At 40.3% G+C, this 16,093-nt stretch carries 15 protein-coding genes; 10 read left to right on the plus strand and 5 right to left on the minus strand.

Annotation, left to right across the window (positions count from 1 at the left end; translation table 11 throughout):
• The first annotated feature begins 12 nt into the window (after positions 1–12).
• The 5 genes from ilvD (at position 13) to ACILP5_RS05285 (ending at position 6,572) form a co-directional block, all read left to right on the plus strand.
• Positions 13–1,689 carry a dihydroxy-acid dehydratase gene (ilvD, locus tag ACILP5_RS05265; RefSeq protein WP_395617608.1) on the plus strand — a complete coding sequence of 559 codons (1,677 nt, stop codon included), beginning with the start codon at positions 13–15 and terminating at the stop codon, positions 1,687–1,689.
• A gap of 82 nt (positions 1,690–1,771) precedes the next feature.
• Entirely contained in the window at positions 1,772–3,514 is a 1,743-nt protein-coding gene (ilvB, locus tag ACILP5_RS05270) for a biosynthetic-type acetolactate synthase large subunit (RefSeq protein ID WP_395617609.1), read from the plus strand.
• 2 nt (positions 3,515–3,516) lie between these two features.
• A complete protein-coding gene (gene ilvN, locus ACILP5_RS05275; protein ID WP_395617610.1) occupies positions 3,517–4,053 on the plus strand; it encodes an acetolactate synthase small subunit in 537 nt (178 codons plus the stop codon).
• 33 nt (positions 4,054–4,086) lie between these two features.
• Entirely contained in the window at positions 4,087–5,130 is a 1,044-nt protein-coding gene (gene ilvC / locus ACILP5_RS05280; RefSeq protein WP_395617611.1) for a ketol-acid reductoisomerase, read from the plus strand.
• Positions 5,131–5,432: 302 nt separating this feature from the next.
• Positions 5,433–6,572, plus strand: a complete 1,140-nt coding sequence (locus tag ACILP5_RS05285; protein ID WP_395617612.1) for a 2-isopropylmalate synthase — start codon at positions 5,433–5,435, stop codon at positions 6,570–6,572.
• Between the two features lie 284 nt (positions 6,573–6,856).
• On the opposite strand, the gene ACILP5_RS05290 is transcribed toward ACILP5_RS05285, so the two are convergent.
• Positions 6,857–7,924 carry a mechanosensitive ion channel family protein gene (locus ACILP5_RS05290; protein WP_395617613.1) on the minus strand — a complete coding sequence of 356 codons (1,068 nt, stop codon included), beginning with the start codon at positions 7,922–7,924 and terminating at the stop codon, positions 6,857–6,859.
• A gap of 106 nt (positions 7,925–8,030) precedes the next feature.
• Between ACILP5_RS05290 and ACILP5_RS05295 the strand changes: the two genes are divergently transcribed.
• A complete protein-coding gene (locus tag ACILP5_RS05295; protein WP_395617614.1) occupies positions 8,031–9,338 on the plus strand; it encodes a hypothetical protein in 1,308 nt (435 codons plus the stop codon).
• Between the two features lie 9 nt (positions 9,339–9,347).
• Entirely contained in the window at positions 9,348–9,890 is a 543-nt protein-coding gene (gene lptC, locus ACILP5_RS05300) for an LPS export ABC transporter periplasmic protein LptC (RefSeq protein WP_395617615.1), read from the plus strand.
• Here lptC and ACILP5_RS05305 read toward each other — a convergent pair.
• From ACILP5_RS05305 to recN, 4 genes are all read right to left on the minus strand, one after another.
• Positions 9,887–10,261, minus strand: a complete 375-nt coding sequence (locus ACILP5_RS05305; protein ID WP_395617616.1) for a c-type cytochrome — start codon at positions 10,259–10,261, stop codon at positions 9,887–9,889. The two genes, lptC and ACILP5_RS05305, sit on opposite strands and share 4 nt — an antisense overlap.
• A 105-nt stretch (positions 10,262–10,366) precedes the next feature.
• Entirely contained in the window at positions 10,367–10,978 is a 612-nt protein-coding gene (locus ACILP5_RS05310) for an SCO family protein (protein ID WP_395617617.1), read from the minus strand.
• A complete protein-coding gene (locus tag ACILP5_RS05315) occupies positions 10,953–11,333 on the minus strand; it encodes a hypothetical protein (RefSeq protein WP_395617618.1) in 381 nt (126 codons plus the stop codon). Before ACILP5_RS05315 ends, ACILP5_RS05310 begins: the two co-directional genes overlap by 26 nt.
• Positions 11,330–12,991, minus strand: a complete 1,662-nt coding sequence (recN, locus tag ACILP5_RS05320; protein ID WP_395617619.1) for a DNA repair protein RecN — start codon at positions 12,989–12,991, stop codon at positions 11,330–11,332. The genes ACILP5_RS05315 and recN overlap by 4 nt, the downstream gene beginning before the upstream one ends.
• 132 nt (positions 12,992–13,123) lie before the next feature.
• Between recN and sucD the strand changes: the two genes are divergently transcribed.
• From sucD to ACILP5_RS05335, 3 genes are all read left to right on the plus strand, one after another.
• A complete protein-coding gene (gene sucD, locus ACILP5_RS05325) occupies positions 13,124–14,002 on the plus strand; it encodes a succinate--CoA ligase subunit alpha (protein ID WP_395617620.1) in 879 nt (292 codons plus the stop codon).
• 70 nt (positions 14,003–14,072) lie between these two features.
• On the plus strand, positions 14,073–15,194 hold the full coding sequence (locus tag ACILP5_RS05330) for a hypothetical protein (protein WP_395617621.1): 1,122 nt from the start codon (positions 14,073–14,075) through the stop codon (positions 15,192–15,194).
• 86 nt (positions 15,195–15,280) lie between these two features.
• Positions 15,281–16,060, plus strand: coding sequence for a uroporphyrinogen-III synthase (locus ACILP5_RS05335; protein WP_395617622.1), 780 nt, complete (start codon positions 15,281–15,283; stop codon positions 16,058–16,060).
• Positions 16,061–16,093 lie beyond the last annotated feature (33 nt).

The raw sequence follows: 16,093 nt of genomic DNA on the forward strand, positions 1-16,093 counted from the left end.
TTATTAAACCCTATGTCATTAAATAAGTATTCACGGACATTAACTCAGGAGGTTTCTAATCCCGCTGCGAAAGCGATGCTTTACGGTATCGGTTTAACCAGCGAGGATATGAACAAAGCTCAAATCGGCATCGCCAGCACAGGCTACGAAGGGAATACCTGCAATATGCACTTAAATGGACTATCAGTCCACGTGAAAAAAGGAATCCAAGAGAATGGAATGGTCGGTTTGATCTTCCACACCATCGGGGTTTCGGATGGAATGACGAATGGAAATGACGGGATGAGTTATTCATTACCTTCACGAGATATTATCGCAGATTCTATTGAAAATGTGGTAGCAGCACAGTGGTATGATGGCGTAATTGCCGTCGTAGGTTGTGATAAGAATATGCCAGGTGCTATGATAGCCATGGCTCGTTTAAATCGTCCAGGTATTTTAGTGTACGGCGGAACGATTCGTAGCGGATCTTACAAAGGCGAAAAATTAGACATTGTTTCGGCGTTCGAAGCTTTGGGAAAAAAATATGCAGGAACCATCTCTGACGAGGATTATGAAGGCGTAATACGCAATTCAATCCCGGGAGCAGGTGCTTGTGGTGGTATGTATACCGCAAACACAATGGCTTCTTCGATGGAAGCGATGGGCTTAGTACTACCTAATTCATCCTCGTATCCAGCAACCCATGAAGGGAAGAAAGAGGAGTGCTTAGCGATAGGCGCGGCGATGAAAGTGTTGTTAGAGAAAAACATTTGCACACGTGACATCATGACGCGTAAAGCGTTCGAAAATGCCATGACGGTGGTAATTGCGTTAGGTGGATCGACGAATGCAGTGCTTCATTATTTAGCCATTGCGCATGCGGCTGGCATCTCATTTACATTAAAAGACATTCAAGATATCTCGGATCGCACACCGCTGATAGCGGACTTAAAACCTAGTGGTAAATACTACATGGAAGACGTGTTAGCGATCGGGGGAATGCCTGCGATTTTGAAATATTTACTTTCTGTGGGTTTATTGCACGGAGAGTGTTTGACAGTGACAGGAAAGACAATGGCGGAGAATCTAGCGGAGGCTCCGGACTTGAATTTTGACACACAAAAAATCATTTTCCCTATCACTCAGCCGTTAAAACCGACGGGTCACTTACAAATTATCTACGGTAATTTAGCTCCAGGCGGTGCAGTGGCTAAGATTACAGGAAAAGAAGGCGAGCGTTTTGAAGGATTAGCTAAGGTGTGTAACAGTGAGGAAGAAGTGATTGAATACATTTCCAAAGGCGATATTAAGCCGGGTCACGTCATTGTAATTCGCAACGAAGGCCCTAAAGGCGGACCTGGGATGCCAGAAATGTTAAAACCAACCTCTGCCGTAATTGGTGCTGGTTTAGGAAACTCCGTAGCCATGATTACGGATGGCCGTTTCTCTGGAGGAACGCACGGTTTTGTTGTGGGTCATGTGACTCCTGAAGCATTTGAAGGAGGTCCTATCGCACTAGTAAAGGATGGAGATAAAATTACGATTGATGCCGTGAATAACACGTTGGTATTGCACGTATCGGATGAAGAATTAGCAGAACGCAAGAAGAATTGGAAGCCAATTGAGTCTCCATTTAAGCAAGGCGTTCTTCGTAAATATATTAAAAACGTTTCCTCTGCGAGTCAGGGTTGCGTAACGGATTTATAAGAAAATTATTTTTTTATCTATTCAGAAGGCTTAAATTGGGCTTTCTATTGCGTTGAGACAAATTTTTGAATACACGTTAACCATGGGACAAACCCAAACTCAAACCGAAGCAGCTAATCAACCTGACCAAAAGAAATTTTTGTCAGGCGCCCAAGCTATCATGCAATCATTGGTAGAGCAGGGTGTGGACACCATTTTTGGTTACCCAGGTGGTGCCATTATGCCCACCTATGATGCACTTTACGATTACCAAGATCACCTAAAACATATTTTAGTTCGCCACGAACAAGGGGCAGGCCATGCAGCGCAAGGCTATGCACGTATGTTAAACAAGGCGGGCGTTTGTTTGGTGACATCTGGTCCTGGTGCTACGAATTTGATTACTCCTATCGCTGATGCGATGTTGGATTCAACTCCTATGGTGTGTATTGTAGGTCAGGTTAAGGCAAATTTATTAGGTACGGATGCGTTCCAAGAGTGCGATTTAATCGGTATTTCGATGCCTGTGACGAAGTGGAATTACCAAGTGGTGGATGCTGATGAGATCCCAGAGATCATGGCGAAAGCCTTCTATATCGCGGAAACAGGTCGTCCTGGCCCCGTTTTAATTGATATTACGCGCACGGCTCAAACGGATTTAATGACCAAGCCATTCGAATACATTCCTTGTAAATCGATTATTTCCTACAAACCTCGTGTAGAGCCTAAGGCAGAGCACGTGGAGGCTGCGGCTAAATTAATTAATGGTGCAAAACGTCCTTATATCTTAGCCGGTCATGGTATAATCATTTCTGGTGCGGAGAAAGAATTGAATGATTTCGTAGACAAAACAGGAATTCCAGTCGCGACCACTTTATTAGGAATGTCTTCTATGGACGCTGATCATCCTCTTTATGTGGGTTGGCCAGGTATGCACGGCAATTATGGTGCGAATGTGTTAACGAATTCTTGCGACGTTTTAATTGCCATCGGAATGCGTTTCGATGACCGGATTACGGGTGATTTATCTACTTATGCAAAGCAAGCAAAAGTAGTTCATATTGAAATTGACCCAAGTGAAGTAGATAAAAATGTGAAAGCGGATGCGCCGGTAGTGGGTGATGCTAAGGCTGCATTAAAGGCTTTATTGCCATTAGTGAACAAGGCTGATCACAGTGAATGGAGAGCGGAGTTTAAGAAATACGACGACGAAGAGTACGATAAAATCACGAAAAAAGACTTATTCCACGAAGGGGATAAGATCAAGATGGGTGAGGCCGTTAATCTTTTGTCAGTTAAAACCAAAGGCGAAGCTGTTGTGGTGACTGACGTAGGTCAACACCAAATGATTACGAATCGCTATTATCGTTTCAAAAAACGTAATTCTATCGTCACTTCTGGTGGAGCTGGAACGATGGGCTTTGCCTTGCCAGCCGCTTTTGGCGCCAAGGTAGCGGTACCACAACGCGAAGTGGTAGCGGTAATCGGTGATGGTGGGTTCCAAATGACCTTACAAGAATTAGGTACCATCGCTCAAAGCGGTCTGCCAGTCAAAATAATCATCTTGAATAACAACTTCTTAGGTATGGTGCGCCAGTGGCAGCAATTGTTCTTTGATAACCGTTATTCCTTTGTTGAATTGCAAAATCCTGATTTCATTACCATTGCGAAAGGTTTTGGCATCGCGGGTCACACCGTGTCGGATCGGGCAGAATTAAGCGATTCATTAGATACTTTATTAAAATCAGATAAGCCTTATCTGTTAGAAATTATTTGTGAAAAAGAGGAAAACGTATTCCCCATGGTACCTGCAGGTGGCTGTGTAACCAGTGTGAGGCTAGAATAAGTATGTTAACGAATTACACCATTTCCGTTTTTACGACTAATACGGTCGGTTTATTGAATCGCATCACGATCATTTTTACGCGTCGAAGAGTAAATATTGAGAGTTTGACGGTTTCAGAAACTGAGCGTAAAGGCGTATCTCGTTTTACGATCGTGATTAAACACGAAAACCGGGAATTCGTAGAAAAATTAGTTCGCCAAATCCGTAAAGTAACCGACGTTCTCGCGGTGTTTGGCTACCTAGATGACGAAATTGTGTTTAATGAAATCGGTTTATTCAAAATAGCTACTCCGCTGGGAGGTCTTCCAGTAGATGTGAAATCTATTAATTTGGATTGGAATGCGAAGATTGTGCATTTTGGCCTAGATTATGTGGTGGTGGAAAAGAACGGATCAGAAGAAGAGATTCAAGAGTTTTATACCTATTTGAAGAAATGGGAAATATTAGAGTACGTTAAGTCGGGTCGTGTTGCCGTAGGTAAAACGGAGAAAGGCTTAGTCGAATTTTTGCCGGAAGAAGGCAATTGGGAAATTGTGTAATCGAAAAACGAATATAAATTAAATAACAGAAAAATGGCAAAGATTAATTTCGGTGGAGTTGTTGAAGACATCGTAACAAGAGAAGAGTTTCCATTAGAGAAAGCTAGACAAGTATTAGCTGATCAAACGATTGCAGTAATCGGATATGGAGTTCAAGGTCCTGGGCAAGCGTTAAACATGAAAGACAATGGCCTGAATGTAATCGTAGGTCAACGTAAAGGAAAAACTTATGACAAAGCTGTCGCTGACGGTTGGGTTCCAGGTGTAACTTTATTTGAAATCGAAGAAGCTTTGGAAAAAGGAACCATCATTTGTTACCTACTTTCGGATGCCGCTCAAATCGAATTATGGCCTACAGTGAAGAAATATTTAACGGCTGGAAAGTCACTTTATTTCTCTCACGGTTTTGGTATTACCTACAAAGAGAAAACAGGTATCATTCCTCCAGCGGATGTGGACGTATTCTTAGCTGCACCTAAAGGTTCAGGTACTTCATTACGTCGTTTATTCGTGGCAGGTAAAGGTTTGAACTCTTCGTTCGCTGTTTACCAAGATGCAACAGGAAAAGCTCGTGAGAAATGTATCGCGATGGCCATCGGTGTAGGTTCTGGCTATTTATTTGAAACAGATTTCTACAAAGAAGTAACGTCTGATTTAACAGGTGAGCGTGGAACTTTAATGGGAGCTATCCAAGGTATTTTCGCTGCACAATACGATGTATTACGCGCGAACGGTCACTCTCCATCTGAAGCATTCAACGAGACTGTGGAGGAATTAACGCAATCGTTAATGCCTTTAGTAGCGGAGAACGGAATGGACTGGATGTATGCAAACTGTTCTACTACGGCGCAACGTGGTGCTTTGGATTGGTGGAAACCATTCCGTGATGCGACTAAGCCTGTATTTGAGCAATTATATAACTCAGTGAAAACGCAAGCAGAAGCAGAGCGTTCTATTACATTGAATTCTCAACCAGATTACCGCGTGAAATTAGATGCTGAATTGAAAGAAATGGCAGATATGGAAATGTGGAGAGCTGGTGCTGCAGTACGTAGCTTGCGTCCAGAGAATAACTAATTTTCCTTTTTGGGATTGAAAGAGGGTAGATGCTTTACGTGTCTGCCCTTTTTTTATTGTCCAAAGGCAGAAAGAGCAGCACCCCTTAAAAAAATGCAAATTTTTATATTCTACCTATGTTTCGTATTATAGACTAAGTATCTTATTTATTGTATTTTTTTAGATTATTAATAGTTTTTTAATCTAAATAAAATACAAATGAAGATTATTAATCTATACTCTATACTCTCTACTCTCTCATCTCCTTGTTTCCAACTTGGAATTCTTGTAATTTCACATCGAAATAAAACACCCAAAATCAGATGAGTAACCGCATTCAAATTTTTGATACCACCTTACGTGACGGCGAACAAGTTCCCGGCTGCCAATTAAACCGAGAAGAAAAAGTAGAAGTTGCTTTACAACTCGAGTTGCTAGGGGTGGATATCATTGAAGCAGGTTTTCCTATCTCGTCGCCAGGTGATTTTGCCTCGGTTCAAGCCATTTGCGATGCGGTTAAAGAGCCTACAATTTGCGCCTTAACGCGTGCCAAAAAAGAAGATATCGACGCCGCCGTGGCTGCCCTTAAAACAGCTCGAAAGCCACGTATTCATACGGGTATCGGTTCGTCTGATGTTCACATCAAGCATAAATTCAATTCAACACGCGAAGAAATAATCGAACGCGGGGTTTGGGCTGTTAAGTATGCCAAATCCTTCGTAGAAGATGTCGAGTTTTTTGCAGAAGATGCAGGTAGAGCGGATTTGGCTTTTTTAGCCCAATTGACACGCGAAGTCATCAAAGCTGGAGCAACAGTCGTTAACCTTCCAGATACCACTGGATATTTATTACCTCATGTGATGCACGATCGCATTAAGTATTTATACGAAAATGTTGATAACATCCATCAGGCAACAATTTCTATGCACAATCACAATGATTTAGGATTAGCCACTGCGAACACGATTGCTGGAATTCAGGCTGGTGCACGTCAAGTCGAAGTAACGATAAATGGAATAGGAGAACGCGCTGGAAATACGTCTTTGGAAGAAATTGCCATGATTCTAAACGTACATAAGGATTTAGGATTCAATACGGGCATCAAGCCAAAATATCTGTACCCAACTAGTACGCTCGTTTCTAATTTAATGGGAATGAACGTCCAGCCAAACAAAGCAGTCGTAGGAGCAAATGCTTTTGCGCACTCATCAGGCATTCATCAAGATGGCTTCTTGAAGCATGCGCAAAACTATGAAATTATGAACCCAGAAGATGTGGGAGTTTCATCCTCAGCCATTTTATTAACCTCCCGTTCAGGTCGCGCCGCATTGCGTCACCGCTTAACGTTATTAGGTTATGATTTTGAAAAACCAGAATTGGATAAAATATATACTCGCTTTTTGTTGATGGCGGATGATAGGAAGATGATTCATGATGAAGATCTTAAGGAGCTTGTCGGCTAAAATTTAAAGAATAGAGCACAAAGCACAAAGAATAAAGTTGGCATTAAAAAAGGGAACCTCGGTTCCCTTTTTTAATTATCGTATGAAATGTGAATGAGTCCGTCGGTAGCCGGTAGTCAGTATCCAGTAGTCGGTAGTCAGTAATCGGTAGTCAGTCTAGAATGTAAAACTCTACTCTCTACTCTCTACTCTCTACTCTCTACTCTCTACTCTCTAATCTCTACTCTATAATCTCTACTCTCTACTCTACTGACCACTGACGACTGACTACTGTCGGAGCGAAGCTACGACCTAGCCATCACAATCTTCTCCTTCTCCAACACCTTCAAAATGCCCAAGTTAATTGCCTGTTTTGTCGCTTGAAACTTAGCGAAGTCTTTGGTCTGAACAAAATAAGTTACCGAGATATCGATGGAATAGGCGCTAAAACCTTCAAAAATCACTTTAGGAGCTTTTTTCTTGCATAGAGGCTCATCTTGTATGAAAGCTTCTATGGCAGCGATAGCTGCTTCAATTTGCGCAGGTTTTGTGTTTAACTCACAAAGTATCGTGTATTTGGCTCGTCTAAAATCTCGTTCACTCATATTCTCAAGAGATTGTGAGGTGAGCAAGCGATTAGGAACTAGGATCAAATTTCCATCTGCGCCTCTGATTCGCGTACTTCTGAAGCCAATTTTTTCAATATCTCCACTAATGGTCCCTATTTGAATATTATCTCCTACTACAAAGGGTAAATCTAAAAAGATGGTGAATGAGGCAAATAAATTCTCTAGGGTTTCACGAGCTGCTAAAGCTAATGCCAAACCTCCAATTCCTAAACCGGTGATTAATGCTACTACATCTACCTCAAAAATCCGACCAAGGAAAACAAATCCAGAAGCCGTGATAATAAAGACCATGGATAGGTCGTTCAGGAAGGGAATGAATTGTTGTTTGGATTTTTGGTCTGCACCGTTCCACTTTTCTTGCGCAACTAAAATAACCACCTTCATTAAGCGAACTATTACCCAGGTAATGGTGAAAATAACCGCTGATTCGAAGGCTTTTTCAATCAGGTAAAGTAGTCCAAATTTTTCCATCGGCTCGATATTCCAAGCGGATGGCACATGTAAATTTTGGACTGCAAAATATAAGAAGATCCAAAATATGAGTAACTCGAAGGGTTTGCGGATGAGTTGAACACAATCTTGAATGGAGATGGATTCATCTGGGATAAAGCGGTAAACAATTTTCGAGAATGAATTAGAGAAAAAACGTCTTAATATAAAACTGATTAACATAATTCCTCCAAAAAGGATCATATCCCATGCTGAATTATCCAAATAGACCCCATTTTTTAAATCTTCAATCATTTTGTCAATCATTTTGAATTCAAATATAGCTAATATCTTAGTCGAATGTGAAATAAAATTACGACCTTTGCAGACTATTATTCCCGAAAGGGAGGATTTCAATTGTATGAATTTTATTTCTTTGGACAAGCCTACAACCTATACAAAAACGCTTCGTTTTCTACTAATCGTTTTGTTTCTAATCGTGTCTCCTGTTGTTTGGGCGCAAACCATTTTGAATTCACCGTATTCCTATTTAGGTATGGGAGAGATTCAGAGTGGCGATAATGCTACTCAAATGATGATGGGTGGAATTGGCGTATCTAACTCGAATGGTATTTATGCTAACATGGTAAATCCTGCTTTGTTAGCTAGAAATCGTTATACGAATTTTGAAGTAGGGGTAAATACGGAATACAAAACTTTACAAGATTATCGTCAGCAACAAAAGATTTTTGGAGGAAATTATCAATCATTAAATTTGACTTTACCTATCAGTTCACGCTGGACGATGTCCGTGGGAATTCGCCCTCATTCGGCGGTGGGATATGAGACGAAGTCGTTTCGCAGACTTAATTTATTGGGTGTGGATAGTTTGATTTATTCTTACAAAGGAAGTGGCGGGGTAAGTAAAGTTTCCATTTTAAATGGTGTTCGATTAGCTAAAGAGTTCTATGTTGGATTACAAATGGATTACTTATTTGGCCAAGTAAATCGTAACGTTGCGACACAGAATTTGTCAGATGGTCAATTCTATAAAGTGCAATTAGAAGATTTGTCTTCTTATTCTGATTTTCAGTTTAAGGCAGGTTTTGCTTATCGTCAAAAAATCAAGTCAGATATATTTTTGAATGTAGGGGCTACTCTTGATCTGAGCTCATCAATTAATGTAAATCAGACTAAGCGTTTCGCGACATTTGACGTTTCAGGTTTAAGTATTATAAATGCGGATACACTAGATAAACCTGCTGCATCTGTACAACAAATTCCGGTAACCAAGCGTTATGGTCTTAGTATCGAGAAATTAGCAAATTGGATGTTTGGAGTAGATTATACGACTACAGATTGGAGTAAAGTTACTAACAATTTAGGTCGGTCTACTTCTTTACCCACTTCTCATAAAGTTTCAATTGGAGGAGAATACACTCCCGATATTGAATCAATTTCAAATTATTTCAAACGTACTACCTACAGAGTGGGTGGTTCCATTGAGAAAACCCCCTATGATTTCCTAGGTAATGGAAGTTATGCGATGGATAAGAACGTTAGCTTTGGGCTTGCCTTACCGCTTCGCAATCTATCTCTTCTAAACATCGCCTACCAACTAGGTCGTCGTGGTTTGATTACAGAAAATGGGATGGAGGAACAATATCAAAGAATAACTTTGGGATTAACCTTTAGTGATCTTTGGTTCCAAAAGCAGAAAATCAACTAATTTGCTCTCATGCGCAATTCGAGCCTACTCTTTTTGCTCTTGGTTACTTGCACTTTTTTTTCCTGTCGCGAAAAGGCGGATGATTCTAAGACTTTCTATTCTGGTCCGAAATCTGAATTGTTTGGTATTGATATGGTTTATTCAGATTCTGCCAGAAAAGTCGTAAGAATGTTGACGGATGTCCAATTGACATTATCTACAGAGGATCGAGTCTATCCGAAAGAAGTTAAACTTTGGTTTTATGATAAAAAAGGAAGGATTACCTCAGAGGTTCGAGGTGATTCTGCACATTATTTTCGTGTAAAAAATACCTACAAGCTGATTGGACACGTTGTTATTAACAACATTGAAAAAGAAGAAACCCTGAAGACGGATGAGTTCAATTGGGTGGTTTCAGAAAAACGGATATTTACTGACAAGCCGGTTCAATTAAGAACCCGATCTGAATTAGTCAATGGGGTGGGTCTTGATGCCGCCCAAGATTTTTCTACCTATTCCTTGAGACAAGTACGTAATTCGGTCGTTGCCGTGGAGGGATTGCCTACCAATTAGCGACAGTTTTTTAGTGCTAATTTCACACTGTCTATTGGATAAATCTGCTTTTTAGCGCCCCATTTTTCACGCATGTACGTAGTCAATTCCGCGATATCTAATGTTTGAAGTTTAGCATTAGCAGGCATAAACCCATTACCTTTCTTTCCATTTCTAATTAAGCAAGCTAGCGCCTCCGGACTCAAATTCGATTTTTGAATCGAAGGGTACAAATCACGTAATCCCGCGCCATCTGCCTGGTGGCAATTTTCACAATGCGTTTGATATAAGGCCATGCCTTCAACGGAATATTGCTGCTGGAGTATTTCCTCCTTGCTTTGGCAAGAGAAAAAGAAAAATGCGACGATTGCGATAGGGATGTAATTTTTCATATTTCAAAGTTCAAAGCTCAAAGCTCAAAGTTCAAAGAGTTGTATTTGATCTTTGCTCTTTGAACTTTGGTATTTTTTAAAGGAGTAAAAATGCCAAAGGCATTTTTACTCCTTTAAAAGCAACTCCATATCCTCCAACAAATGATTCACTTCAGCTTCCACTGTACCATCATAAATGCCTCTGACATGTCTGTTTTTGTCTACTAAAATAAAGGCTCCACTATGCACAAATCCACCTGCCTCATTCGGATCTTCTTGCGCGGAAACTAGATAACTTTTTTGGCCTAATCTATAAATGGAAGCTTTATCGCCCGTCAATAAATTCCATTTAGGAGCCTTTACTTGCAAGCGTGTAGCATAATCTTTTAGAACAGAGGTGTTATCGAAATCAGGATCAATGCTATGTGAAATAATGCGTACATCGTCACGCTCTTTATAACGCTCATAAATGCGCAACATCTGTGTTTTCATTTTAGGGCAAATGGTAGGACAAGTGGTGAAGAAGAAATCAGCCACATACACTCTACCCGCCACGTCTTTCTCTGTAACGATAACGGAATCTTGATTTAAAAATTGAAACGCTGGAATCTGATGATATACCGTGTCACCTTTCGCGTTCACTGTTTTAGGTCCCAAGAAGGGTAATTTCTTTTCTTGAGAACAGGAGAATAGGATCACGGAGAGCAGTAAACTAAGGACGGTATTTTTGTGCTGCATTGAGGGTAGAATCTGTCAGTTTTTGAAGATCAGTTAATTGTGTGTATTGTTTCTTGAGATAAATCACCTTTGTTCCTACATCCATTTTTTCCAAACTATCGATAGAGAACTGGTGCATCCAATCCATCATGGATTTGTCTGCTTTATCTAAGGAACTAATCAGTTTGCGAACGTGTGTAGAATCTGCTCCGGTTGAAAGGCTGTCTAATTTCGATTTTAAAGAAACGATTTGTTCTGTTTTAGGCATTAAAACATCATGCAACTCGAGTACTTTTGTTTGTAATTCTTCACTTATTTTTTCCTCCGCTTGCGAGCAACCGACTAGCAAAAGACAAAAAGCCACTAATTTTTTCATACGTGTGATTGGATTAGATTTCGAACATTGTCGAGCAAATCTCGGTAGCCTTGTTGACCTCCGATCATTTTAGCGATTTCTTCTACGCGTTCTTCTTCTACTAACTCCCGAAGGTTCGAAACAGTTTTCAATCCTGCGTGATCTTTGTAAACAAACCAGTGCTTGGATCCAGCTGCTGCGATTTGAGGAAGATGTGTGATGGCGATGATTTGATGCCCTTGACCCATTTGGCTGAGCATTTGACCCATCTTGATGGCGATTTCACCAGAAACTCCGGTGTCGATTTCATCCAAAATAAGGGAAGGCAAAGCTCTTTTGTTCGCTAATAGGTGCTTTATAGAGAGCATCAAACGGCTCATTTCACCTCCTGAGGCGATTTGCTTGAATGGTTTAGGGGCTAAACCTTTGTTTGCAGAGAAAAGTAATTGAATTTTGTCCGATCCATTCGCTGCTAATTCTTTGGCAGTCATCTCCCAGGCCAAATTTGCATTCGGAATGCCTAAGGACTTCAAGGAAACAACTAGCGCAGAAGAAATCGCATCCAAAACCGCTGAGCGAGACGAGGATAAGTCTGAAGCAGCTGTAGAGGCTACACTAAAATTAGCCTCTACGCGCGCCTTAGCCTCCTCTAACAGCGTATCCATGGAAGAATATTGAGAAAGTCGCAAATCAAGCGAATCGACTAATTCAATTAATTCGGTAACGTTGGACGCTTGGTATTTTTGCAATAAGCGATTCAGTAAGTCTAATCGCTTCTGTTTTTGTTCTAATTCCAGAGGGTCGTAGACGAAATCCTCTGCTTCTCCTTCGACTTCCGCCCCTAGATCTTTCAATTCAATCCAAATCGATTCAATGCGTGTTTTCCAGTCTGCAAAATTCTCACCCCATTTACTCAAAGCCGTCGCTTGCTGTAGCGCAATGCGGCTTTGCTGAAGGGCTGAAACTTCTGACAAGCTAAGGGCCTGAGCTAATACGGCCAGTTTTTCCTGGATTTGTTCTGCATTTTGCAGTTTTTGGACCGCTGTATCCAAGGCTTCATATTCGCCTTCTTTTAATTGCGCTTTGCTTAATTCATCGTATTGAAATTGGATGAAATCTAATTCTTGTGTTCCTTTAGTAGATTCTTGTTCTAAGGAACGCAAGGCGGAAACGCTAGACGACCAGGTGGAAAATGCCGAAAAATAGGCCTTTTTCAACGTTTCATTCTGGGCATAGGCGTCCACCATGTCCAATGTAAAATCTGGATGGGACATCCACCACGTATCTTGCTGGGAGTGAATATCGACTAATTCGTTTCCGATTCGCTTTAAGGTTTCGAGCGTGACAGGAGTGTCATTCACGAAGCTGCGCGATTTTCCTTGTGGGTTGATTTCTCGTCGAATCAGACAAGGCTCCTCGAAGTCGATTTCTTCTTCCTCAAAAACAGCTTGAATGTGTGTGAAAGAGCTAAGCGAAAATTGACCTTCGATGATGCATTTCTTCGAGGCATCGAATAGACTTTTGCTGTCGGCTCTTTGACCTAATAATAAAGAGATAGCTCCTAATAAAATGGACTTTCCTGCACCTGTTTCACCAGTTATCACGGTCAGACCACCCGTCAAATGCAGGTCGAGCTGTTCGATCAACGAGTAGTTTTGAATATGTAGGTGCTTCAACATAGAGAAGGCAATTTACGCAAAAAAAATTGTTCGTATTTTTATTTCGTTCATCAATCAGCTTTTTGATAATTTTTATCAATATTTTGTACCTTTGGAAAAAATTTTCGCCTACGTTATTATAACCCCTAGCTAATGAGTGTTTTAGTAAATAAGAATTCAAAAATTATTGTTCAAGGTTTCACAGGTACAGAGGGAACTTTTCACGCGGAGCAAATGATTGCTTATGGTACCCAAGTGGTAGGTGGAGTTACCCCGGGTAAAGGTGGTGCTAAGCACTTAGATCGCCCTATTTTTAATACAGTAGCAGATGCAGTAGCTTCTACAGGAGCTGATACATCGATCATTTTCGTTCCACCGGCATTTGCTGCGGATGCGATTATGGAGGCTGCAGATGCAGGAATTAAAGTCATTATTTGTATCACGGAGGGCATTCCTACGAAAGATATGATCGTAGCGAAAGAATATATTTCGAACTTCGAAACACGTTTAATCGGACCTAACTGCCCAGGTGTCATGACCGCTGACGAATGTAAAGTAGGTATTATGCCAGGCTTCATCTTCCAAAAAGGTCGTGTAGGTATCGTATCTAAATCAGGTACATTAACATACGAAGCAGTAGATCAATTAACAAAAGCAGGTTTAGGCCAAACAACAGCGATCGGTATCGGTGGTGATCCTATCATTGGAACAACTACTAAAGAGGCAGTTGAATTATTAATGAACGACCCAGAAACAGAAGGTATCGTGATGATCGGTGAGATCGGTGGCGGTATGGAAGCGGAAGCGGCTCGTTGGATTAAAGCAGATGGTAACCGTAAGCCAGTGGTTGGTTTCATTGCTGGCCAAACAGCTCCGAAAGGACGTCGTATGGGTCACGCAGGTGCGATTATCGGTGGTGCAGATGACACGGCTGAAGCGAAAATGAAAATCATGCAAGAGTGTGGAATCCATGTGGTTTACTCTCCAGCTGATATTGGCGAGACAATGATTAAAGCATTAGCTGCTAAATAAGTTGAATTAATTTCAAGGAATGATTCCTTTCTTTTTAAAATCTGCTCATTTGATTCCTTCTCGGAAAACGATGAGCAGATTTTTTTTATGGGCTTTGTTATTGACAGCAGCTACTAGTCAGGCAGCCTGGAAGAAGGTATATTCCTTTGAACACGACTGGTTAGTGTACCAAGAGGCTTGGAAAAGTTTCTTGCCCTATGTCTCATCGAAACATTACAATTATCATTCAAAGTCCTTGGAGTTGCATCCGCAGGATTTCCCCAAAGCCTATTTGGCGATTACCCCTAAGGAAAATTACCATCTTTTTTTACAAGGAGCCTTGTTTAAGGACTTGAAGAAAGGGGTGACTTTTCGATTTCCGCTGGATAGTATAAAGCAAAAAGTTATTTTAACCGTCTATTCTGAAAACTTAGAGGGGTTACCAGGTGAATTCTCCATAGAACGCAACGAAAAAATTGTTGCGGTAGAAAAAGCTGATTTCTTTTCACTTCAAACACGATCGGGAGCGCCCTTCTCTAATTTCTTTTTATTAAGTATACTCTCTGTAATGGCCTGTTTGGGTTTATTGTTCTCTGCCTACCCACGTGTATTTATCTCCTTCTATCGCTATGCAGATTGGATTAGGTGGGAGGTAAAGGATGAGGTGTGGATGAGGCGACCATTTGCGTTACCTAATCTTTTGGTATTATTCACTTTGAGTTTAATCACCGCTTGTTTGGCCTATTTAACGGGTTTTAAAACTGCGCTTAAAGATGAGTTTTTCGGTAATGCGGATAACTTTGTAACTATCTGGCCCAGTGTTCTCTTTATTTTCTCTAAATTGGGCCTCTCTTTTTTACTATTTATCTCACGTTATTTTGTTTATTATTTATTTACAGATTTATTTAAATTGAAGGGCTTAGCCAATGTTCATTATTTTAAATCTCTTCAAACAAATTTGCAATTTTTCACCATTCTATTTGCCACACTTTGTTTTTATGCGGTTTACGTAGGCCCTGCTACAGCGATTGATTTTAGTCCCATTTTATATATCGTAGATTTCTATTTCATATTTCGATTCATTTATTTTTTCCAAAGCTTCCAGCGTAGTTTTTCCTTCCCTAAATTGTTTCTATTCATCTACCTTTTGATCATCGAAGGTCAGATTATCTTGTTTGGTATCAGGGAATTAATTTTTCCTTCTTACATCTAGGCCAAGATAAAATTCTGTAAAAAATTGTCGTATATTTGCACTCTGAATTTTAAGGCTGGTATTTTTCCAGTAAAAATTGATTGATTATGAGTAAAACTGCAATTGAAGAAACGAGTCGTTTAAAGAAAGTAAAGAGTATTCTTGTTACTCAATCTGCACCTGCAGATGCAAAATCCCCTTACTTTGAAATAGAAAAAAAGTATAATGTAAAGGTGGATTTCAGACCTTTCATTGAAGTTCAAGGAATTGCTTACAAGGAATTTAGAAAGCAAAAAATTGAAATTCTTCAGCATACAGCTATCATATTTACAAGCCGTCATGCGATCGATCATTTCTTCCGTATGTGTAAAGAGGCAAAGCAGGAAGTTCCTACAGATATGAAGTATTTCTGCATTACGGAACAGACAGCGAATTATTTGCAAAAATATATTGTGATTCGTAAGCGTAAGGTGTTTACGGGTACGAAGACAGCCCTAGATTTATTAGAAATAATTAAGAAACACAAGGGAGAGAAATTTTTGTTCCCTTGTTCTAATAAGCGCCAAAAAGATCTTCCAGATTATATGGGCACTAACGACTTCCAAATTACAGAAGCGGTTATGTATGAAACCGTTTCAGCAGATCTATCCGATTTAGAGAATGTATTTTATGATGTAATTGCTTTCTTTAGCCCTTCAGGAATCACTTCTTTATTTCAGAATTTTCCAGATTTTAAGCAAAACAATACACGTTTGGCTGCTTTTGGGCCCACAACTGCGCAAGCTGTGGTCGATGCTGGATTAATTGTAGATATTCAAGCACCTATGCCGAATGCTCCTTCGATGACCGGAGCTCTTGAACATTACATAAAGCAAGTAAATAAATAATAAAAAAGCCTCTTCAATGAGGCTTTTTTATTA

Source organism: Aquirufa sp. (assembly GCF_044239315.1).
Classification (GTDB): domain Bacteria; phylum Bacteroidota; class Bacteroidia; order Cytophagales; family Spirosomataceae; genus Aquirufa.